This is a genomic window from Brumicola blandensis (assembly GCF_031846165.1).
In the GTDB taxonomy this organism is placed as follows: Bacteria; Pseudomonadota; Gammaproteobacteria; order Enterobacterales; family Alteromonadaceae; genus Glaciecola; species Glaciecola blandensis.
On record NZ_JAVRIE010000002.1, the window covers coordinates 149,146 to 171,446 of the forward strand.

Sequence of the window (22,301 nt, forward strand, 5' to 3'; positions counted from 1 at the left end):
AGCTGCTTTAAGGAGTGTATCAATTTTAAATGCTTATTGTTGCTATATAGCAACAATGATTTGTGAATATATGGGATTATCACCAAATGGCTTCCAATCTATACTGTGCTAACTCGTGTATAAACACTGAATTAAATAATGGAGAATGGAAATGAAAAACATACTTGTTGTATTAACATCGCATGATGCCTTAGGTGATACTGGCGAAAAAACAGGGTTTTGGTTAGAAGAATTGGCAGCTCCATACTATGCATTCGTTGATGCGGGGCACAAATTGACCTTGGCGTCTCCGGCAGGTGGACAGCCTCCCTTGGATCCAAAAAGCAACGAAACAGATTTCCAGACTGAAGACACACATCGTTTTGAGGCCGACGCAGAAGCAAAAGAAGCTTTGGCTAACACTCATAAGCTTGCTGATATCGATGCGAGCCAGTTTGACGCAATTTTCTACCCAGGTGGTCATGGTCCTTTGTGGGATCTGCGCGAGAATGCAGACTCTATTAAGTTAATCGAAACTTTTTATTCTTCGAATAAGCCAGTTGCAGCGGTTTGCCATGCACCTGCAGTATTGTTGAATGTAAAAGATAATCAAGGCAACGCTTTGGTCGCGAATAAGAAGGTCACGGGTTTTACTAATGGCGAAGAAGCCGCTGTTGAACTGACAGATGTTGTTCCTGTGCTATTGGAAGATGCTTTCAAATCACTGGGTGCAAACTACCAGAAAGGCGACGATTGGAGTTCTTTTGTAGTCGAAGATGGTTTATTGCTAACGGGTCAGAACCCAGCTTCATCAAAAGCATTGGCAGAGCTTCTAGTAAGTAAACTGGCATAGCAATGACTTGCGAATGAAAAGTGACGAATAACAAAAAGCCATCAAGATGGCTTTTTTAATGTCGGAAACTATTGTTCGTTTGCCTGAAGTTAATCTTTAGGCTCTTGAGGAGGTTTGCCCCGCCACCACGCGGCCAAGGATGAGCCGGTGATATTCATCATCGGACCGAAAACCGCAGGTGCTAAACCCATCGATGCTACCTTACCCATCTCCAACGCAATGCCTGATGCTAAGCCCGAGTTTTGCATACCCACTTCAAACGCGATAGTACGTGAAGATGCTTCGTCCATTCCCATGACTCGGGCACTACCATAGCCTAATACATAGCCCAAAATATTATGAATCAATACTAAGACTATCAAAATCAAGCCTATGCTGAGTAAACTGTCTCGGCCAGCAGCAGTTATCACGGTAATGATGATAGCGATGCCGAGCATCGATATTTTTGGCATCGCTTTATCGACGATGGGAAACTTACCATGAAGAAAGTGATTGAATGCTAAGCCCAAAATAATCGGCAGTATGACAATTTTACTGATGCTCAAGAACATCGCCATTGCATCGATAGGCACAAATTGATCTGCAAAGAGTGACATATAGAATGGCGTAATGAATGGCGCAAGAAGTGTTGATACTGCCGTTAAGGTAAGTGACAGCGCTAGGTTTGCGCCGGAGATATATGCCATGACATTCGACGCTAAACCACTTGGCGAGCAGCCCACAAGAATAATACCGGCAGCGATTTCTGGTGGCAAATCTGACATTGTCGCCAAGCTGAAACCGACAATGGGCATAATAGAGAACTGCAATACTAGGCCGATCAGAACACCTTTTGGCATTTTACCAACCCGCACGAAGTCATTGACGCTCATTGAGGTGCCCATACCAAACATGATGATCATCAAAAGCGGCACTATAAGGCCCTTGAATTCGAAGTCACCTACACCGATGAAAAGCTCTGGGTAGTAGAGCGAAGCCGCAACGGCAGCAAAAATCACAAAGGTGAAGGCAAAACCAGAAAAGTGCTCGGTTTTGCGCAAGAAGAGAACTAGAAATATGAAAAATAGAATGATAGCTGGGCCTGATAGCGTCCACTGCTGCAAAACAAATAATACAATACTGCATAGCCCAGCAATAAGCGTCAGAGCACCAAATAGATTTAATCCCTGTGTCTTTGTCATTTTTCTCTCGATTTCTCTCGATATAGTAAAGCGCGTTTGTGTCAGCTAATACTATTCAACGCACAAATGCGGAATATCGTTCAAAAAATAAGTAACTAGTTTTCCTCAGGGGTTTCAGAAACTCGCACCGAAGATACGTCCTGAGTCTTCCGACGTTTAAAATATGCAGACATATTTTCACCCAGCATCAGCAAACACGGTGTTAAAAACAACGTCAGTAAGGTCGCAAAGGTAAGGCCCCCAGCGATTGCACTAGCAAGCTGCGTCCACCACTGAGCTGAAGGTGCACCTATTGAAAGGTCGCGACCCACAATATCAATTGTGAGTGCAAAAACCATCGGCAGCAATCCGAGCACGGTTGTAACCGATGTTAGCAACACTGGACGCATCCTTTGGGCACCCGTGCGAAGCAGTGCTTCTTGTGCGCTCATACCACGCTTTTTGAGGTCGTTATACGTATCTATCAGAACTATATTGTTGTTTACAACGATGCCCGCTAAGGCAATTACACCCAGCCCGACCATAACGACGCCAAATGCTTGCCCAGTTACCAACAAGCCGAGCAATACGCCCGCAGTAGAAAATACAATGGCGCTAAGTACCAGCATGGCTTGATAGAAACTGTTGAATTGCGTCACCAGAATAATAGACATTAAAAAGATGGCAGTGATGAACGCCTTGCTCAAAAATGCCATCGTTTCTTGAATATCTTCGTCTTGGCCTTTGAATTTAACGTTAATTCCGCGAGGTAATTCAAGCCCTTGTAAAGCTTCTTTAATCTTGTTTACCTGTGCATCCGGCAACAATTCAGGATCTACTGCGGCCTTGATTGTCATGACTCGTTTACCATCAGTGCGATTGATAATGCTAGTCTTCGGTGCAGGTTCGAAGGTCACGAAGTTACTAATTGGAATTTGTCCGTTTTGTGATGGCACGCGCAAGCGGTTTAATTGCTCTAAGGTACGATCGCTACGAGGGAATCGTAAACGTATTTCTACTTCTTCTTCGGCATCATCAGGGCGATATTCAGCAAGCAAAACGCCATTTGTAATTAAGGTAACGGCATTACCTACTAGCGTGACGTCGGCACCAAATTCTGCTGCTTTTTGTCTATTCACTTTTAATCGCCATTCAATACTAGGTAAGGGGCGTGAATCTTCAACATCGATAAAGCCGCCTATATCTTGCATTGTGTCACGTAGTTTAGCTATTGCAGCTGCAATGGCACCGCCATCAATACCGCTCACTTCTATTTGAACCGGCTTACCAGAGGCTGGGCCCGACTCTTCCTCGCGCACTTGAACTTGAATGCCCGGAATCGTCGAGGCTTTGTCACGTAGCATCGGTTTAATTTCCTCTGCAGATGGACGATTTCGCCAATTGACAAGCTCCAGTTGAATGACACCGATAGTGTCGTCTGGCATATTGCTATTTGATTGATTATTAGCGCCTAGTGTGCGCGCATAGACCGATTTGATTTCATCAACATCAAGCACATGACTTTCTACTTGGCGAACAATTTGGTCACGTTCAAAAATAGAGAGGTCGCCACGTGCTTGCACTTGAACTTGCAAAAATTCTGGTTCAACCGACGGGAAGAATTCGACACCTTTGCCTAAAAAGGCATAAACGGTGTACGCGCCAACGATGAAAAACATTGCGGTTCCGAAGGCTTTAGCAGGATGCTTTAGAATGAATGCTAAAGCGTTTAAGTATTTTCCAACCCAACCTTTTATGGAAGATAAGTCGCCGTCTTCGGCCGCTTTCATTTGTTCGTCTTTCTCATCTACTCGCTTTTTGGCTTTGGTTTTCTTGTTCAATATCCCACCTAAAACAGGGATGAATATGAGTGCCATGGCAAGTGATGCAGTGAGCGTAATGATGACCGTAATTGGTAAGAATTTCATAAACTCACCAACCAAGCCTGGCCACACTAAAAGCGGTAAGAACACGACGAGCGTTGTGAGTGTTGAGGCGATAATAGGCCATGCCATCCTTTTAGAGGCCTCAGCATAGGCTACTTTGGGGTCACTTCCTTCGGCTGTTTTTCTGTCGGCAAGTTCGATAGTCACAATTGCACCATCGACCAACATTCCGACCACTAGAATTAAACTAAATAGCACCACCATATTCAGCGTAATGCCCATTAGGTCGAGCACTAGCATGGCAGCTAAAAATGAGCCAGGAATCGCAAAACCAACCAGAATAGCAGGACGAACACCCAGAGCGGCAATAATGACGATCATGACTAAAATAATAGCGGTGATAACATTATTTTCTAAGTCGCCAAGCATCGTACGGATGTTTTCAGACTTGTCCTGAAGATAGTTGACCTGCACTGCAGAGCCCCATTCTTGGCTTCTAGCGTCGACGATAGCGCGAACAGCTTCAATGGTTTCAATGATGTTGGCGCCACTGCGCTTGGATACTTCTAAGGCTAGTGCTGCTCGGCCATTTAATCGGGCAAAACTTAAGGGATCTTTAAACGTACGACGTAAGCTAGCAACATCTTGGAAAGTGACTACGGTGTTGCCGTCTACTTTGATTGGCAAAGTGGCAAGGTCTTCAGCGTTTTCAATAACACCTGGCACTTTAAACACCATGCGTCCCGCACCCGTATCTAAGGCTCCTGCAGCAACTAAACGATTGTTCTGCTGTACAAAATTGAAAAGTTCGGTGTAGGAAATGTTGTAGGCTTCCAGTGCAGATGGGTCAACGATAACCTCTAAAACCTCTTCTCGGTCACCGCCTATTTCAACTTCAAGCACGCCAGCAAGCGCTTCAATTTCATCTTTCAAGCTTCTGGCTATTGCCACTAGTGACCTTTCAGGAATGGGGCCTGACAACACCACATTTAGTACCGGGAACAAAGCAACGTTAACTTCTGTTACTCTCGGTTCGTCTGTCCCTGGTGGCAACTCTGCGCGTGCTAGGTCTACTTTTTCACGTACGTCTTGAAGCGCTTGGTCAGAGTTAAAGCCTGCATCAAATTCAAGCGTAACCGAGGCATAGCCTTCGGCACCAATTGAACGAATCTCTTTTAGCCCTTCAATCGATTGTAACTCTTTCTCTAATGGTCGAGCCAAAAGTCGCTCAGCGTCTTCTGGCGCAATACCTTCGTAGCTAACGGAAACATAGACAATAGGAATGGCGATGTCAGGTTCTGATTCTTTAGGGATAGTGACGTAAGCGCTAGTGCCCATTAGCACTAACATCACAAATACCAAAACAACGCTACGACCGCGACTGAATGCTGCGTCAATGATGCTGTTCATTTAACGTCGCTCCTTATTCGCTTTTGGCGCTGGTTATTTGAATCTCGACCTTCGTACCGTCGTCAACAAAACCTTGCCCAACAGTAATAATACGAGCCGTTTGCGGTAATCCAGTTACCCACAGACCGGCTGTTTCAGATTTGACGATAGTGACCGAGTGAAACTCGACCTCGTTGTTCTCATTGGTAATTTTCACGCCAATATCTCCATCTGTGCTCAAGGCTAAGATGGCTGGTGAAACAAAGTGAGCATTCACTTCTTTCACAGGTATTTTAATTTCAGCGCTCATACCGGCAGGTAAACTCTGGTCGCGGTTGTCTAACATAATTTCAACACGGAAAGTTCGCGTACCTTGATTTGCCAGTGGGGAAATGTAAGTGATTTTTCCTTCTTTAACCTGGCCTGTCGCTAAGCGAACCTCTGCCGTTCCGCCAATGCTTACCTGTTGAATATTCTGTTGAGCAACGGGGGCGATGACCTTTAAGCTTGTATTATCGACAAAACGGGCAATCTCAGTACTTTCAGTCACATAACTACCTTGCTCAACCATGCGGCGGTCGACCGTACCGGAGAATGGTGCGTTTATTTCCAGCTTTTCTATTTCAAACTCGATTTGTGCAAGGTCTGCTTCCGCTGCTTTTAGTTGGGCGTAGGCTTCTTCTAACATTGATTTGGATTGCAGATTGTCTTTTGAGAGGGTTTGCGTTCTTTTGTATGTTTCTTGGCGAGACTTCAATTGCGCCTTTTGACGTTCTAAACGAATCTCTCTATCTTCCAATGCCAAAGTCGCGAAACGCTCTCCGGCTTCAATACTTTGTCCTTCCTCTGCGTGCAAAGCGGCAATACGGCCTTTAATGTCTGAACGAAGGATAACTTGGCGATTCGGTTCAACTTGTCCTTGAACAGTGAGATACAAGAAAACGACTTGCGCTTGCTTGTCTTCAACTTGAACCAACATTTTTGCTTGGGCTTCACGTTTGGCTGGCGCTGAGTTTGTTTCTGACTCGGCGCTAAAAAGCATACCGCTAGCCATCCATAATACGATAATGGCGGTCATAGCGATGGCGATGATGTGTGGTTTTTTCATTAATACAGCCTGTTGAGGAACTGGGTGATAAGAATTCGAACTGAAAACGGACGCATATTATACGCTCAGTGGTCTTACAAGTGAATGACACAATTAAAACTATTTACCCATAAAATGTAGGGTTTCTGTAATAAAGTGTGTAGAGCTGCATAGAATCTTTACATTCAAGTCTTGCGAGCGCATATGAATTCATATAATTTATATTTTCTTCCCAATGCATAAGCACTACTTAAGAGAAATATTTTGTCATCAACAAAGATACACACTGAGTCACTAAAAACCGAGCTAAGCGAAATGCTTGGCAAAGCGTACAGCCCTTATTCAGGGGTTAAAGTGGCTGCAGCCGTCGAGTATGAAGTCAATGGCGAAAAGAAAGTTGCCTACGGTGTGAATGTCGAGAATGTGTCTTACGGCTTAACGGTCTGTGCTGAACGCTCGGCCATTTCTGCTGCGATAGCACAAGGGATGACATCTATTTCTGCACTTCATGTTATGTCCAATCAAGAACAGGCAATTTCGCCTTGCGGTGCTTGCCGACAAGTAGTGACGGAATTTATGGGACAAGTTGATGGGCCAGTGATGTGTGTTAATCAAGCTGGCACTGAAGTATGGGAAAGTACGCTTGGGCAATTGCTGCCCAACCGATTCGACCTCTAGTCTATCTCTTATTCGTAGTTGCGTTTAACTTTGTCAGCTAGGTCTGGGTTTTCTAATTCTAGGTCAACTGGACGATCAAGAATGATATTACCTTCAACAACCGAATCTGCACTAATATATAGCGTTGGTCTGCGCTTGTTGTAGTTGTTTTTAGAAATAGGTTCAAAATGAATGTCGCCTTTCACGACTGAACCGTCTTTCAGAGTGACGCTACCATTTTTTGTAGATATATCTTTGCTAACAATTACACCTTCAAGACGAATGCTGCCGTTCACGGTAGAAACTGCGCCACCCACAGAGCTGTCATTATCAATGCGAATCCCCCCATTTACGGTGCTCACCTGACCTCTTGATTTAAAGCCAGAACCAATTTTTACTTGGCCATTTACAGATTCAACACTGTCGGCACTCACATTGTCACCAATGCTCACCTTACCGTTAACACTAGAAATATCTTCAGCACTCACATCATCAGAAACCTTCACGCTACCGTTGACTGAACTGATATTTTCAACACTGCGTCCTTCTCCAACTTTGACACTTTTGTTGGTAGAGCTAATATCGCCTGAATAGCTACTTTCACTGCCTTTCTCGTAGTCCCAGTCGGCGTCTTTTGCATTCACATGCACAATGCAACCGCTTAAAAATATGCTGAATAATGAAATGCCGATGAATGTATAAACTGGGCGTTTAATTTGAGTGATCATGGTGTTCTCCGTTTTGCCTTGAGTGTGTTTGTTATTAATTGTGTATGCGTCATTTCTTACAAATGACTCTGTTAGCTCGCCTTTTAGCTCACTTTTTAGCTCAGTATGAGCAATCATTGTGCCTATATGTAAGTCTATGAAAATTAATAGTAAATTTTTTCAGTGCTGAATAAATGAGACTGACATCGGGTTACTTTCACTATTTCTTAGTCGTTTTCACTAATCAATGTGGGTTAAACCCTATCTCATCTTCAGAGCTTCTATATCGTTTGTCGCAAGGAATGTGCCTTTGGTTTAAATCCCTTCATAGGTTTCTGAACATCATGCTGATATGATGGTCTATCAAGGAGTTCTGACTCACAAGTAGGTCAGGCGAACCGCGACTTCCAGGATGAACGCATGCAGACTTTAGTAACCATTATTTTATTTCCTATTACGCTCATGATGAATGTACTGTCTTCAATATTTGGTAAGGTAGCGTGGTCGATGCCACCGTGGTTGGTGCACCTGAATACCTTGAGAAAAGCCAAGCCTCTAGCCTTTATCTTGACGCTATTCGTCATTGCGGCGCTTTTGATTGGAGGTTATAAAGGCTACGACTACTATCAAAATTTACCTGTGCCAAAACTCATCGAGGCGAAGGTGAACCTTCCTAAAACATCGATGGCTAGTGCTGAATTGAGCATGGAAGCATTCGATAGCGAACGACAGGAATCTCTGGCTAAAAAGAATCCCTTAGGCATCCAATTTTCTTATAACAAAGGGAGCAGCCTTCCGTCAGTCGCGCCTATTGAACTGATTGGCGCCGAGATAAAAGCAGGTATTAAAATTCGTCCTGCAAAAGAAGGTGAATGGATGTGGGTTGACGACCGGACTATCTCTTTTATTCCTCTTGAACCCTGGCCACCAGGTGAAGAATACGAAGTCAGTTTTGCTCCGGAAGTGTTCAGCACAAGTGATGAATTTGCTAGCGATTATGTGAAATTTACCACTGTTCCTTTAAGCGCAAGCTTGGAAGCGGCTGAATTTAATCTCGATCCAGAAACCCAAGAAAAACGTGTCTATTTTGATTTTAACTTCACCTATCCAGTGTCATTGCAGAGTGTTAAAGAAAACATCAGTCTCGCTTATCTTGAACAAAATGGGGAGACAACAAAGTTAAACGCTATTGAAAATGTTGAATACGCCCTCGATGCAAACAAGATGTTCGTCAGCGTATCTTACTCGCTCACAGCCTTACCTGAGCAAAGTCGTATAGTGCAAGCAAGCGTTTCTGAAGGTCTACGCAGCATTTATGGTGGTGCCGCTTTATCTAACGCACTCACATCGAAAGTGACCGTACCGGATGTTTATAGTTTTCTTGAGGTGAGCGATTTCACCGTCGATATTGTGCGCTCTCCTGAGAACGACCCTGAACAGTTTATATTGCTGAGTTTTACCGATTCGATCTCGCGCGACGAGTTACTGCAAAAGGTATCATTATATCGCCTGCCGAAAGGACAAGAAGAGCAGGGCAAAAACTATTGGGAAAGCCCAAGACAAGTCAGCACACAAGTGTTGTCCGCAGCAAAGAAAGTGAACTTTGAATTAATGCCCACTCAAGGCGAGCGTTCTACAGATTATCAAATCCGTATCGATCGTCCTGAGAATGAGCAGCTCTATTTTAAAATTGATGCGGGCTTGCGTTCTGCGAATGGCTTTATTCAGCGTAGTTTCTTTGATCGTATCATCGCAGCACCACAGTATCCGAAAGAAGTCATCATTAATGGCGAAGGTTCAGTGATGACCTATAGCACAGACCAGCGCTTGGCTTTCACTACACGCGGACTGGATTCTGTGTTGGTGTCGATTGGTAAAGTTATTGATGACGATTTATACCATTTGGTATCACAATCTCAAGGCGATATTAGCAATCCGAACTTCAACTCATGGAGCTTTGGCCCTGAAAACCTTGCTGAATTTACCACTAAAAAGATCACCATGGACAACCGAAGCGGCAAACCTCAAGACCCAAGTTATGCTTCTGTAGATTTTAATGCGTTAGTATCAAAGCAAGATGGCAAAGTCGGTTTGTTTTTCGTTGAAATTAAAGGCTGGAACAAACAAAACAACCGTGAGGAATATGGCATTAACGATAAGTTGTTGCTTCTTGTCACCGACTTGGGTGTGATTGTTAAAACCAGTAATGACCAAAGCCAAGATATATTTGTACAGTCTTTAAAGCAGGGTAAGCCGGTTGCTGGTGCGAAAGTGGAACTATTAGCAAAAAATGGTACTGCGTTGTTTACCAAAACAACAGATGCTAGAGGACATGCTAGCTTGCCTTCGGCGTCGGGTTTCAATCGTGAAAAAGAGCCGACTGTATTCGTTATCTCTCACGAGGGAGACGTGTCCTTTATCCCCTTTAATCGCTACACACGACAAATCAATTACTCTCGTTTTGCAGTGTTTGGGCGTTACGATAGACCCGAGCAAGAAGAAGACACGGCAAATCAAGCAAATGCATTTATGTTCAGCGATCGTGGTATTTATCGTCCGGGTGAAACAGTGAAATTAGCAGCTATTGTGAAAGGTAAAAACTTTCGTGACCTTAGCGGTATTCCTCTTGAGCTAGTTATCCGTGATCCCCGTTACACTGATGTGTTGGTCGAGCGCCTTATCTTGCCCGAAATGGGCTTGCTGGAGTACGAGTTTCCAAGCGAAAGCGGGTTCGCCACTGGCGACTATGTCGCGTCTCTACATTTAGTCAGAACCAATCGACAGTCGAATGGACGCACCTCAATGTATCGTGATCGCCAAATCGGCAGCGTCACCTTTCAGGTAGAAGCATTTCAGCCCGACACGATGGCAATAACCAGTGAGATAGAAGGTTTAGAAGAAAACAAAGGGTGGTTAAGCGGCAGCAGCATTAAGAGTAAAGTCAGTTTAACGAACCTCTTTGGTAGTCCAGCTCAATTGCGTGATGTGAATGCGGGCTTGAATTTAATGCCACGCGCTTTCAACTTTAAAGAATATGATGGCTATGCTTTTAACAGTATCGTTACCGCGAGCGATGTTGAAATTACAGATTTAGATATACCGTCCCAGTCTGCAACGACTGATGCGGATGGCATAGCTGAAATAGCATTTGATGTGTCGAATATTCAAGGTGGCTCTTACATTGCCTCGCAATACGCCGAAGGCTTTGAGGCATCCGGCGGTCGCTCGGTGAAGACCACGAGTACTTTCAGATACTCTCCGCAAACTTACATGCTCGGCTATTCTGCCGATGGCAGACTTGCTTACGTGAACAAGGGCAGCGAACGAAAGGTTCATCTGCTCGCAATTAATTCGCAGTTGCAGCCAATAGCATTGGAGGGAATAAGCCAACGCTTGAGTCAGCTTAAAACTATTTCAACACTAGTGAAACAATGGAATGGGCGCTACGAGTATCAAAGCATTGAACAGAAGCTGTTGGTTTCTACTGACGAGATATCTTTGTCGGCAAATGGATTACATTTTATTCTCGACGCAGAGCAAGCTGGTACGTATTTATTGGAATATCTCGATCCACAGGGCCGCTTACTCAGTGCGTTCAAATACACCATCGTGGGTGAAGGAAACGACACTGGCGAGCTGAGTAAAGATGCGCAACTAAAACTCAGTTTAAATAAACAAGACTTTGCACCGGGTGAAGAAATAGAGCTCAGTATTCAAGCTCCATATGCTGGCAGTGGTTTAATTACCATTGAAAGCAATAAAGTGCATCATTTCTCTTGGTTCACTTCCGATACGAAAAATACCGTTCAACGCATTACCATTCCGAAAAACATGGAAGGGAATGCGTATGTGAATCTCAGCTTTGTTCGTGATGCGTCATCGCCTGAGATATTTGCCAATCCTTTGAGTTACGCGGTACAACCATTCTCTATCGACCGCAATAAGCGCCGCATAGCCACAAGCATTGCCACAGATGAGATCGCACAACCAGGCGAAGCCTTAAAAATCGATGTTGATTTAAAAGAGGATGCGAAGCTAGTTGTTTTTGCTGTCGATGTAGGCATTCTGAATGTTGCCTCTTATAGTACGCCAGATCCTTTGTCTCACTTTTTGCAAAAACGAGCTCTAGGTGTCAGAACGATGCAAATACTGGATTTGATCCTACCGGATTTTGCCTTAGCGAAATCATTATCAGCAGCGGGCGGTGATATGGAAAGGAGCGCTGAAGCCGATATGTTTGCAGAGAAAATATCGGTGACCGGTTCACGCATAAGAAGAACCGATAATCCCTTCGCAAAACAAATACAAAAACCCGTGGTCTATTGGTCTGGCATTGTCGACGGTAAGAAAGGTGTGAATACACTTACTTATGATGTACCCGAAGATTTTGCTGGTGGTTTGCGAGTAATGGCGGTGAGTGTGAGCCAATCGAAAGTAGGCAGTGCGCAGAAGTCATTGTTAGTGCGTGGTCCATTTGTGTTAAGTCCGAATATTCTGAATCAAGCGGCGCCAGGAGATGAGTTTGATATCACTTTAGGCATTGCTAATTTAGTTGAAAATTCAGGTCAAGACGCTGAAGTCAGTATACAAATTAGCATGAGTCAACATTTAAGTTTACTAGATGAAAGCAATCAAAGGATGCAATTAACCTTAGACGAGAATCAAGAGGATTATGTACGTTTTCGCGTCAAGGCCAATGCGATCCTTGGGGCGGCAAAAGTATCATTTGATGTGTCCCTAACAGACCAAAGTGGGCGCACATGGCGCTCGTCGCGCAGCGCAAACATGAGTGTGAGACCGGCCATGCCATATCAAGTAGACATTGCTACCGGCCAAACGAATGATGAAGTGAAAGTGGATCTACGCACTGATTTCTATGCTGAACAATCGAGTCATATGCTGCGTGTATCATCAAGTCCTTTAGTTATTGTGGAAGGTTTGAGTGACTATCTTGCAGACTATCCACACGGCTGTACGGAACAGATGGTATCTCAGGTTTTTCCTTTGGTCGGTTTATCGAATCTAGCGAAATATAAAGCAACAAGCGGCTCAAAAGAATCGGCAGATGTCTTAGCTCATTTTAATGAACTGCTGACCACGCTTCGTCAACGCCAAACCTATGCAGGTGGTTTTAGCTATTGGCCAGGTCAAGAAGCGAATGATTTAGAAGTCAGTTTGTATGTTATGCACTTCCTTTTGGACGCAAGAGAATTGGGTTACCCTGTTCCGAAGGACATGCTCCAAAGTGGCATTAACTACATTGATTCCACACTGTCTGCACACTTGAAGAACAAACCACGCGGGCTTGGGCAAAGAGTTGGTTTAAATAATAATATGGTCAATGTCAGAAACCGAGCGTATGGCATTTACCTACTCACACGTTTTGGTGTGGTGACTTCAAACTTGCTCATTGATCTGCTTGATGATCTCAATCATACAGCAGGACAGGGAGGCCAAACCGATTCTGCGCTTGGTAATTGGAAGAAAGATATTGCGGCTGCCTACATCGCATCGAGCTATAGATTAATGCAAATGTCCGATGAGGCTCAGGCTTTGATAACAGGCTATGATGTGTCAGAAGATAAGCCAATTGCGCAAGCAATTATGGGTAAGGCGCCGCGTTTGGCTTTAGATGCTCAATATATTTATCTGCTTGCTAAGCACTTTCCATCACTCATTAATTCAATGGCACAAGATAGCAGCCTACCGCTATCAAGCGCCGTTCGGTCAATGAATGAGTCTATCTATCAGGGCAATTTCAATACGCTCTCGGCGGCGTACAGCACATTAGCACTGGGGGCTTATCATTCGGCGATTGGCAGCGACAATATCGAAGCCATAGACAAACAGATCGTTTTCACAGCTTATAGACAACAGCAAGCAGCAGCGTTAATGCCTCGTTATAATCCATTCCCCACCGTGTCTTTTTCGAGTCGGGAAGACAGAGTCACTGCGAAAAAAGAAAACGGTGACCTTACACCCTTACACTTCGTTAGTATGCAAGCGGGTTATCAAACGAAAGTACCTTCAGAACCATTAAAACAAGGAATTGAAATACAGCGCGCTTTCTTGAATGAAAACGGCGAAGCGGTAACTGAATTTGTGCAAGGTCAGAAGGTGATGGTTAGGTTACGCGTTCGAGCTACAGATAAGGATTTCATTGATAACGTGGCGATTGTTGACCTCTTGCCAGGAGGTTTTGAGGTACTGAGAGAATCTGTGAATAGACGAGCTGGACCTTGGCAGTCCGAATACATTGATATTCGCGATGATCGTATTGTGTATTACGGACAGTTAACAAAAAGGGTGACAGAAATTAAGTATCAAGTGCAGTTGACCGCGGCAGGTAAATTCGTTGTGCCGCCAAGCTTTGCAGAGTCTATGTACGACCGAGCATTGAAAGCTTGGTCCGCGAGTTCTTCGGTGATAGTAACAGAGGACGAAGAGTAGGCTTTATGCTGGCAAAGAAATCAGGCCGGTGGCATCAACTAACCGCTCGCTTCAAGTTGTCGATGTTGGTTCTCTTTGTTTTGTGCATAGGCGCATTAAGCTATATTTTATTGCCAAAACCTGAGCTTCGCTATTATCAAAGCTATTCGTCCGCGGTGTACGACCGCAATGGTCAACTACTGCGCTTAAGCCTAGCACAAGACCAGCGTTATCGTTTGTATACAGCGCTAGAAGATATTTCGCCCTTGCTACAAGAAGCCACGGTACTGTACGAAGACCAGGGCTTTTATGAGCATTCAGGGGTAGATTATCCTGCTCTTATTAGAGCATTTTGGCAAACTTACGTGTTAAGAGAGCGTCGAATTGGCGCTTCCACCATCGTGATGCAAGTCGCTAGGCTGCGTTGGCAGATTGAATCAAACAGTATTACTGGTAAAGCAGAGCAAATCTTTCGTGCCTTACAACTGGCTCGGCATTACTCAAAAGAAGAACTGCTTGAAGCCTATTTAAATTTTGCTCCTTATGGCGGAAATATCGAAGGCATTGGTGCTGCAAGTTTGATTTACTTTAACAAATCCGCATCACAACTAAGTTTGCCAGAAGCGATCACCTTGGCGCTGATCCCTCAAAATCCAAATAAACGAAATCCTTCAAAACCGAGCGGACAACAGGCACTCTCAGAAGCGAAAAAAATCTTATTCGCACGTTGGCAAGAAGCTCACCCAGAGGAAGCATCAAATATACTCGATATGCCGTTACGCGTAAGATCTTCAAAAGACTTGCCATTTGAAGCTCCTCACTATGTAGATTGGGTAATGCAAAAGAAATCGACTGCTCAAAAATCAAGGTCACAAAGTACTTTGGTCACTTCTCTCAATTTACCTTTACAGCACCTAGTAGAAAAGCAGCTTGAAGCCTATATAAACCAAAAGAAAGTACTTGGTTTTAGTAATGCGAGTGCATTGGTGCTAAACACCAAAACAATGCAAATTGAAGCGATGATCGGCTCGGCTGACTTTTCTGATGTAAACATTCAGGGGCAAGTAAACGGTACCTTAGCCAAACGTAGTCCGGGTTCCACTCTTAAACCCTTTATTTATGCGCTTGCAATTGATGCAGGGCTAATACATCCGCTCACTTTGCTGAAAGATTTACCCAAACGCTACAGCGCATTCACACCAGAAAATTTTGGCAAAGGTTTTGTCGGACCAATATCTGCAGCAGAAGCATTAATACGCAGTAGAAATGTACCAGCAGTAGAATTGCAGTCTCGCTTAAATCAACAACAAGAGAGTAAAGCGAGTCAATCAACTGCGAACAGTAATGTATTCACTTTGTATCAAATGCTGCAAGCTGCCAATGTTAGTCAACTTCGTTCCGAGGATTTCTATGGGCTTGCACTCGCCTTGGGCGGCGTCGAATTGAGTATGCTGGAACTTGTCTCATTGTATGCTGCTATTTCTAACGAAGGTATCTATAAATCAATTGATTTGGGCGGAGTAAGCGTTAACTGGGTGAGTGGTCCAAAAAGTGAAAAGCGCTTGTTTTCCGCTGAATCGGCTTACTTAATTCGTCAGATGCTAAGTCAGAACACTAGGCCGGACAATCAAATACCAAGCTACACAATGGCAAACGCTCGAAGTGAGCTTGATGCTATTGCATGGAAGACGGGGACCTCTTGGGCATTCAGAGACGCTTGGGCCATTGGTATTGCTGGCGACTATGTGGTTGCGGTATGGATTGGTAACTTTAATGGTGAGGGTAACAATGCCTTTATTGGGCGAACAGCCGCAGGTCCTTTGCTATTTGGCATTGTCGATGCCTTACGCGCAATTCAACCAATCAGCAAGCAAAGTGAAATGAAAGCGCATCTACCCATACGCCTGCCAGCCCACTTAAATCTAAAACACGTGAAGATATGCAAGCCAACAGGTGATTTGTATGAAGTTGGATGCCCTGAACCTGCGCTGTCAGCTTTTATTCCTGGGGTCTCACCAATATCGAGCTCAAATATTTACAGAAAGGTTTTAGTTGATAAGGTGACAGGTTTATTACGATGCGATCGTGATTACACTAAAGGCACAGAGGAGTTTGTCGCGTTCTGGCCCAAATCGTTCTTAGAATTATATGCAAATGCGGGCATTGTGCTAGAACCCCCCCCCTCATACATGCCAGGCTGTGATATGAACTTCCACAAACAAGTTAACGCATCGATAGACATATACTCGCCCCAAGAAGACCTTAGCTACATCGTAAACTCTACATTATCGGACGCTGCCGAAATCCCACTACAAGCCAATGCTGATGGCGCGGCCAGCAGGCTCTACTGGTTTGCGAATAAGGAGCTTATTGGAGTGCAGGAACTAATGAGTAAAGATCGCTCTAACATCATTACATGGAATGCTCGCCCCGGAAACTATGAGGTGCTAGTAATAGATGATCTTGGGAACTCGGCCAGTAAACAGCTGACTGTGTTAGCGGGCAAATGAGTTTGTGATAGAAACGTTAAGATTTACTGCTATTGAAGGGTGGTTTTAGGCTAAGGAATGCATTATTCTTGGGCTTCAATAAGGTTTGTCGTCGCAAATCGCTTTTACCTAAAATAACAAAAAGAATATAACTATGTTTTCCTCTTTAAAAAAATCAAAATTCATTGCCGGTGCTCTGTTAGGTGCTGCCCTTTCGTTATCTACTGTTGCTAACGCTACTGTTGTAGAAGTACGAACGAATGTGGGTAACTTTCAAATCAATTTGTTTGATCAAGAAACGCCAGAAACCGTTGAAAATTTCCTAAGTTATGTGAATTCCGGTTCATATGCTAACGCCGTTTTCCATCGCTCTGTACCCGGCTTTGTGCTTCAAGGTGGCGGGTTTGCCTATAATAATACCTTTCCACCAAATAGTATTGCTGCTGGTTCACCAGTAGTTAACGAACCTGTGTTATCAAATGTACGTGGCACCATTGCGATGGCGAAAGTAGGCGGGAATCCAAACAGTGCCACTAATCAATGGTTTGTAAATGCGGTAAATAACGCTGGAAACCTTGATAATCAAAATGGTGGCTTCACTGTTTTTGGTCAAGTACTTGGGGATGGCATGGATGTAGTCGACGAAATTCTTGCGCTAAATCGTTTCAACTATGGTAGCCCATTCGATACTTTACCACTAAAAGACTTTACTGCTGAGCAAGCCTCAAGTGGCGCTGAGCCTACAGGTGACAACCTGATTGTGATTTCAGATATTGTGGTTATAGACTCAACGGTTGTCACAAATCCTAACTTAAACCCAGTCCGCAATACTACTGTGGACGCTGGCGGTGATGATGGTGATTCAGATTCAGGCGGTTCCGTTGGCTGGTTGCTAGTGTCCGTAATGAGTTTATTCGCTATTCGTAAACGTATGATTGCTCGATAAATTGAAAATTGATATTTTGATTTGGTAAAAGGCCGCCGTAGTGCGGCTTTTTTATTGCGTAAAAGCCAAAATCCAGATTTTCTCTAAACTTAAGTCTTAGCTATTTGGCATCATATTACTTGACTTGCTTTTGTCTTATTTCTTGTGCCCTGCGGGGCATACTCAAAGGTTTAAGTACGCGCTTGTCTTCTCAGGAATGAATCTAAACTAGGTATATATTTTAATAGCTTAGTATGGTCGTAAATTGGCCTGAAAGTCGCATTTCAAATGGCCTTTTGCTAATGTTCGCTCCACGTTAGTATGATGTAGTCGATAGAATATGAAGTCATTCTCAAGTGGTGAAGTTGCTAAAATTTGTGATGTAAATCCACGCACAGTTATCCGTTGGATAGAAGCTAAAAAATTAAAGGCGTTCAAATTGCCAGGCCGCGGTAACAACCGTGTGAAGCACAGTGATTTGCTCGATTTTCTGGTCCAAAACCAGATCCCAGTTCCATCAGAACTGATCGTGGAACAAGAAAAGTCATGTTTCATTGTTTCTGTTGAGAAGCAATTAGTGAAAAACGCGCAGCGTATTGCAAGAAATGCAGGTTTCGTTACGCAAGTATATCAATATGGTATAGAATCTGGCGTAGAGATTGCGCAACATAAACCTTCTCTGATAATGATAGATTCTCAAACGTCACGAGTGGACATCACTGCTTTGACTGAGGTGATCGAAGAGAAGCTAGAGTATAAACCACATATTATTGTTTTCGATGAATTTACCGATAACAGAATAGCTACTCAAAACGACGCTAAAGTGTTTAAGATTGCTAAGCCAATAGATAACTATGCTTTAGCTATGGTCTTAGACTCAATCGTCGAGACCGAACAAGAGGCGTTTGCATGACACGAAGGCTTTTATGCCTAATATTGTATTGCTGCTGTATCACGTCGTTACTCGCTAACGACAAGCAAACTAAATTAACATTCGGAATTGTTCCACAACAATCCGCATCGAAACTGGCCGCCAAATGGGGGCCGGTTTTAGCTCGTTGGTCCGAAGAATCCGGCATTCAGCTTAAGTTCTCTACGGCCAAAAATATTCCCACCTTTGAGCAACGGCTAGCCGCTGGCGAGTACGATATCGCCTACATGAACCCCTATCATTACGTGAGTTATAGTGAAAGCTCAGGCTACCAAGCACTTGCCAAAGAGAAAGACAAATTACTGAAAGGTATTATTGTTGTTAGAAAAGATTCGCCAATTGAAGATATTTCACAACTGAATGACAAGCAGATTGCCTTTCCTGCGCCAGCCGCTTTTGCGGCAACGATCATTCCTCGCGCAGTGCTAGCTCAGAACCAAATCGACACCAAATCTCGGTTTGTATACTCTCACGATTCGGTGTACCTAGCGGTAGCACGAGGTTTCTCTCCTGCCGGTGGAGGTGTTATGCGTACCTTCAATAATACACCACAGGAAGTACGTGACTTACTAAGAATCGTGTGGACAAGCCAAGGTTATACGCCGCATGCTATCGCCACTCATCCAGATATTGATCAAGAGACCAGAGAGAAGCTGTTAGCGGCGTTAATGGTGCTGAATCAAGATGTGTCATTTCTGGCACTCATCAAAGAATTAAATTTTAAACCATTTGAAATGGCAACACACCAAGATTGGAATAGTGTGAAGGAATTAGGGATATCGGGCTTCTTGGCGCAAGACGCGTCTAAATAACTACTGAGGCCTAAATGCGTCTATCTATTACCGCAAAAACAACCATCGGCACTGCTCTGATTGAAGGGGTGTTATTGTTGATGTTAGTGATAACTGCGACGCACTTCATGGGCAATATTGCCAACGAAAATCTAGTTAAGCGTGCTAGTACAGCTTCTAAACTTTTCGCCGCAACAACGAAAAGTGCCGTACTATCATTTGATTTGGCCTCCCTCGACGCTATTACTGACGAAGTACTCACTAACCCTGACATAGTCTACGCCAAGGTATTTGATGTTGACGGCCGTTTACTCGCCGCTGCCGGGAATCTGGGTTTATTGAACCGCCCCTTCGTTGAAGACGTTTTAGTCGATGATGTGAATGATGGCGTATATGACAAAATGTCACTCATCTTTGCTGGAGACCAGACTTATGGAAGAGTCGAATTAGGTATCAGCATATCGGAAATGCAAAAAACCATGACTAAGGTAAAAACGTGGACTGCAAGTATTGCCTTTGTTGAGATGCTCTTGGTCGGACTGTTTTCAATATTTCTTGGTCGTTACCTCACTAAACAACTGAATGTGTTGCGCAGAGGCGCTAAAAAAATAAATGCGGCGTTGGATTCTGGTCAATTTGATGTTGCCAGAGTGCCGGAAGATAGTGACGATGAATTAGCTGAAGTGGCAAAGGCCTTTAATTCCTTGGTTGATAACCTAGAAGTAGAGTATCAACGAACTCAATCATTTCAGAATGCCTTGCAAGGGCTGAACCGTACTCTGGAAATGAAAGTCAAGAAGCGTACTCAGCAGGTTGAGGCGCAAAATGAAGAACTTACTCACATCAATCAGAACCTAAAAACTACGCAACAGCAGCTATTGCAGGCAGAAAAAATGGCCTCTGTAGGTCAACTAGCTGCTGGTGTTGCTCATGAAATCAACAACCCAATCGGTTTTATTAATAGCAATATGGGCGTATTGAAAGGATATATCGACACTTACATTGAGATAAGTCTCAAACTTGAAACCTTGGTAAAAACGCCTACCGATGATGACAACTATCAGAATATGCTCGATGAGTTTAAAGCATATTTAGACGAACAAGATATTTCTTTTATCAATGATGACGTTAAAGAACTCCTCGTGGATACTGACGATGGCTTGAGTCGTGTAATTGATATCGTGAAGAATATGAAATCATTTAGTCGAGCAGACAGCGACACTATGCAGTTGTTCGACATTAACCAGTGTATTTCTACCACTGCAAAAATGGTAAAAAGCAAGGTAACCCAGAATGCAGAGCTAGTTTTGGATCTGAAAGATGTGCCGGATAGCTTGATGAATGTGGGTAAAATCAATCAAGTGTTAACCAATTTGATCGTCAACGCGGGTCAAGCCATACAAAAAGACGGTACAGTGACTGTTCACTCTTTTCAGGACGGCGACAATATTAAAATTATGATAGTCGATACCGGGACTGGCATGTCGGCGGAAACGATGAAAGATATTTTCAACCCTTTCTTTACCACTAAGGAGGAAGGAGAAGGCACGGGACTGGGCCTGTCAATTTCATTTGATATTATACAAGAGCATGGAGGTTCAATCGCCGTTGAGAGCGAAATAAGCGTTGGTACAAGGTTTACAATCACGCTTCCAATAACGAGCAGTATGAATAGCGACTCAAGTCAAATTGAGTCTTCGATAAGTTAGAGTGGATACCCTTTTCATGAGTGAAGAAAAATCAGAAGTAAAAGCAGCTCCGAAATTCACTGTGCTTTTTGTAGATGACGAAACCAGCATCCTACGCACTATGAAACGTATTTTTCACAGTAAACCGTTCAAATTGGTGCTTGCGGATAGCGCGCAAAAAGCACTGGATTTTATGCAGGAAAATACCGTTCATGTGGTTGTTTCTGATATGAAAATGCCGGGCATGAATGGTGCCGCTTTTCTAAGCCAAGTTGCGTTAAACTTTCCCGATACATATAAAATCGTACTGTCTGGTTTTGCTGATTTAGAGTCGACTTTAGAAGTGATCAATAACGGCCAAATTCAACGTTTCTTGCAAAAGCCGTGGGACAATGAAGTATTGATCGAGGCAGTAGAGCGCGGCATCAACCAACATAAATTAGCAGCAGAAAACAAACGTCTTCAGCTACTAACAGCTAAGCAAAACAAAGAGCTGGCCTCTCTAAATGGCGTATTAGAGCAAAAGGTAGAACAGCGAACCAAGCAATTGAAAGTGGCACTTTCGCGTTCAGAGCAAGCGACAACTTCTGTGAAGAAAGTGATTTACAACATGCTTAGCAGTAACCCCTTGTTTAGCGGTGCTTATGCAAAATCGGTCAGCAGTGTGGCCAAATCGATTGCAGATAGAATGGATCTTAGCGATAAACAAGTAGCCGATATTACTTATGCTGCTTTGATTGCTGAAATAGGCATGGTTGGACTCGATACCAAAATTATCCAAACGCCTTTCTCAAAGCTTACGCCAGCACAGCAAGAAAGCTACTATAGCCAGGCTTATCGTGCTCAGTTAATTTTAGCGCCAGCGCAGTTGCCAGAGGTGACCGATATTATTATTAACCAGTTTGAGTTTACCAATGGACGAGGTTTTCCTAATAGTGTTGCCGCAGACCAGATACCGCTTGGCTCAAAAGTGTTGGCGGTGGCAAGAGATTATATGCGCTACCGTAAAGGACGCATAAATGGTACCGAATACGACGCTTTGGATGCGATTGACAAAGTAAATAATTATTGCGGTCTTCAATACGATGGCAGTATCGTGAACTTGCTGAAATTAGAGCAACAGGCCGGATCTGAAGATAAATATGATATTGGCTTGAAGACATCTCAACTCGAGCCAGGCATGGTGTTGCATGAAGCTTTGTACAATGAGAACGATATCTTAATTTTACCGCAGGGCCATATATTTGATGCGGGAAGCATTGAGAAAATTAAAGCGCTAGAAGAGCGCTTTAATATGACCTTGTCAATCCTGATAGAAGAAGATTAGTCG

General features: G+C 43.7%; 13 protein-coding genes. 9 read left to right on the top strand and 4 right to left on the bottom strand.

All coding sequences use genetic code 11. The features are described 5' to 3' along the window. Window positions 1–145: 145 nt before the first annotated feature. Window positions 146–832 (top strand): type 1 glutamine amidotransferase domain-containing protein, encoded by a 687-nt coding sequence (locus RM544_RS05915; protein WP_311360849.1) that lies wholly within the window; start codon window positions 146–148, stop codon window positions 830–832. 89 nt (window positions 833–921) lie between these two features. On the opposite strand, the gene RM544_RS05920 is transcribed toward RM544_RS05915, so the two are convergent. From RM544_RS05920 to RM544_RS05930, 3 genes are all read right to left on the bottom strand, one after another. Continuing rightward, window positions 922–2,013: a bile acid:sodium symporter family protein gene (locus RM544_RS05920; RefSeq protein ID WP_311360850.1), complete on the bottom strand. Its 1,092-nt coding sequence runs from the start codon at window positions 2,011–2,013 to the stop codon at window positions 922–924. A gap of 95 nt (window positions 2,014–2,108) precedes the next feature. Beyond that, window positions 2,109–5,288 carry an efflux RND transporter permease subunit gene (locus RM544_RS05925; RefSeq protein WP_311360851.1) on the bottom strand — a complete coding sequence of 1,060 codons (3,180 nt, stop codon included), beginning with the start codon at window positions 5,286–5,288 and terminating at the stop codon, window positions 2,109–2,111. 13 nt (window positions 5,289–5,301) lie between these two features. After that, a complete protein-coding gene (locus RM544_RS05930; RefSeq protein ID WP_311360852.1) occupies window positions 5,302–6,375 on the bottom strand; it encodes an efflux RND transporter periplasmic adaptor subunit in 1,074 nt (357 codons plus the stop codon). Window positions 6,376–6,618: 243 nt separating this feature from the next. Here RM544_RS05930 and cdd point away from each other — a divergent pair, with 243 nt between their 5' ends. Next, window positions 6,619–7,032, top strand: a complete 414-nt coding sequence (gene cdd / locus RM544_RS05935) for a cytidine deaminase (protein WP_311360853.1) — start codon at window positions 6,619–6,621, stop codon at window positions 7,030–7,032. Window positions 7,033–7,040: 8 nt separating this feature from the next. On the opposite strand, the gene RM544_RS05940 is transcribed toward cdd, so the two are convergent. After that, window positions 7,041–7,856: a DUF4097 family beta strand repeat-containing protein gene (locus RM544_RS05940; protein WP_311360854.1), complete on the bottom strand. Its 816-nt coding sequence runs from the start codon at window positions 7,854–7,856 to the stop codon at window positions 7,041–7,043. 282 nt (window positions 7,857–8,138) lie between these two features. Between RM544_RS05940 and RM544_RS05945 the strand changes: the two genes are divergently transcribed. The 7 genes from RM544_RS05945 to nosR all read left to right on the top strand — a co-directional run bounded on the left by RM544_RS05945 (window position 8,139) and on the right by nosR (window position 22,298). Further along, a complete protein-coding gene (locus RM544_RS05945; RefSeq protein WP_311360855.1) occupies window positions 8,139–14,168 on the top strand; it encodes an alpha-2-macroglobulin family protein in 6,030 nt (2,009 codons plus the stop codon). Window positions 14,169–14,173: 5 nt separating this feature from the next. Beyond that, on the top strand, window positions 14,174–16,657 hold the full coding sequence (gene pbpC / locus RM544_RS05950) for a penicillin-binding protein 1C (protein WP_311360856.1): 2,484 nt from the start codon (window positions 14,174–14,176) through the stop codon (window positions 16,655–16,657). Between the two features lie 133 nt (window positions 16,658–16,790). Continuing rightward, window positions 16,791–17,582 carry a peptidylprolyl isomerase gene (locus RM544_RS05955; protein ID WP_311360857.1) on the top strand — a complete coding sequence of 264 codons (792 nt, stop codon included), beginning with the start codon at window positions 16,791–16,793 and terminating at the stop codon, window positions 17,580–17,582. Between the two features lie 319 nt (window positions 17,583–17,901). Continuing rightward, a complete protein-coding gene (locus tag RM544_RS05960) occupies window positions 17,902–18,474 on the top strand; it encodes a helix-turn-helix domain-containing protein (protein ID WP_311360858.1) in 573 nt (190 codons plus the stop codon). Continuing rightward, window positions 18,471–19,304 (top strand): phosphate/phosphite/phosphonate ABC transporter substrate-binding protein, encoded by an 834-nt coding sequence (locus RM544_RS05965; RefSeq protein WP_311360859.1) that lies wholly within the window; start codon window positions 18,471–18,473, stop codon window positions 19,302–19,304. Before RM544_RS05960 ends, RM544_RS05965 begins: the two co-directional genes overlap by 4 nt. Before the next feature lie 14 nt (window positions 19,305–19,318). Continuing rightward, window positions 19,319–20,992 carry a sensor histidine kinase gene (locus RM544_RS05970; RefSeq protein ID WP_311360860.1) on the top strand — a complete coding sequence of 558 codons (1,674 nt, stop codon included), beginning with the start codon at window positions 19,319–19,321 and terminating at the stop codon, window positions 20,990–20,992. Between the two features lie 16 nt (window positions 20,993–21,008). After that, window positions 21,009–22,298: a response regulator c-di-GMP phosphodiesterase, NosR family gene (gene nosR, locus RM544_RS05975; RefSeq protein WP_311360861.1), complete on the top strand. Its 1,290-nt coding sequence runs from the start codon at window positions 21,009–21,011 to the stop codon at window positions 22,296–22,298. Window positions 22,299–22,301 lie beyond the last annotated feature (3 nt).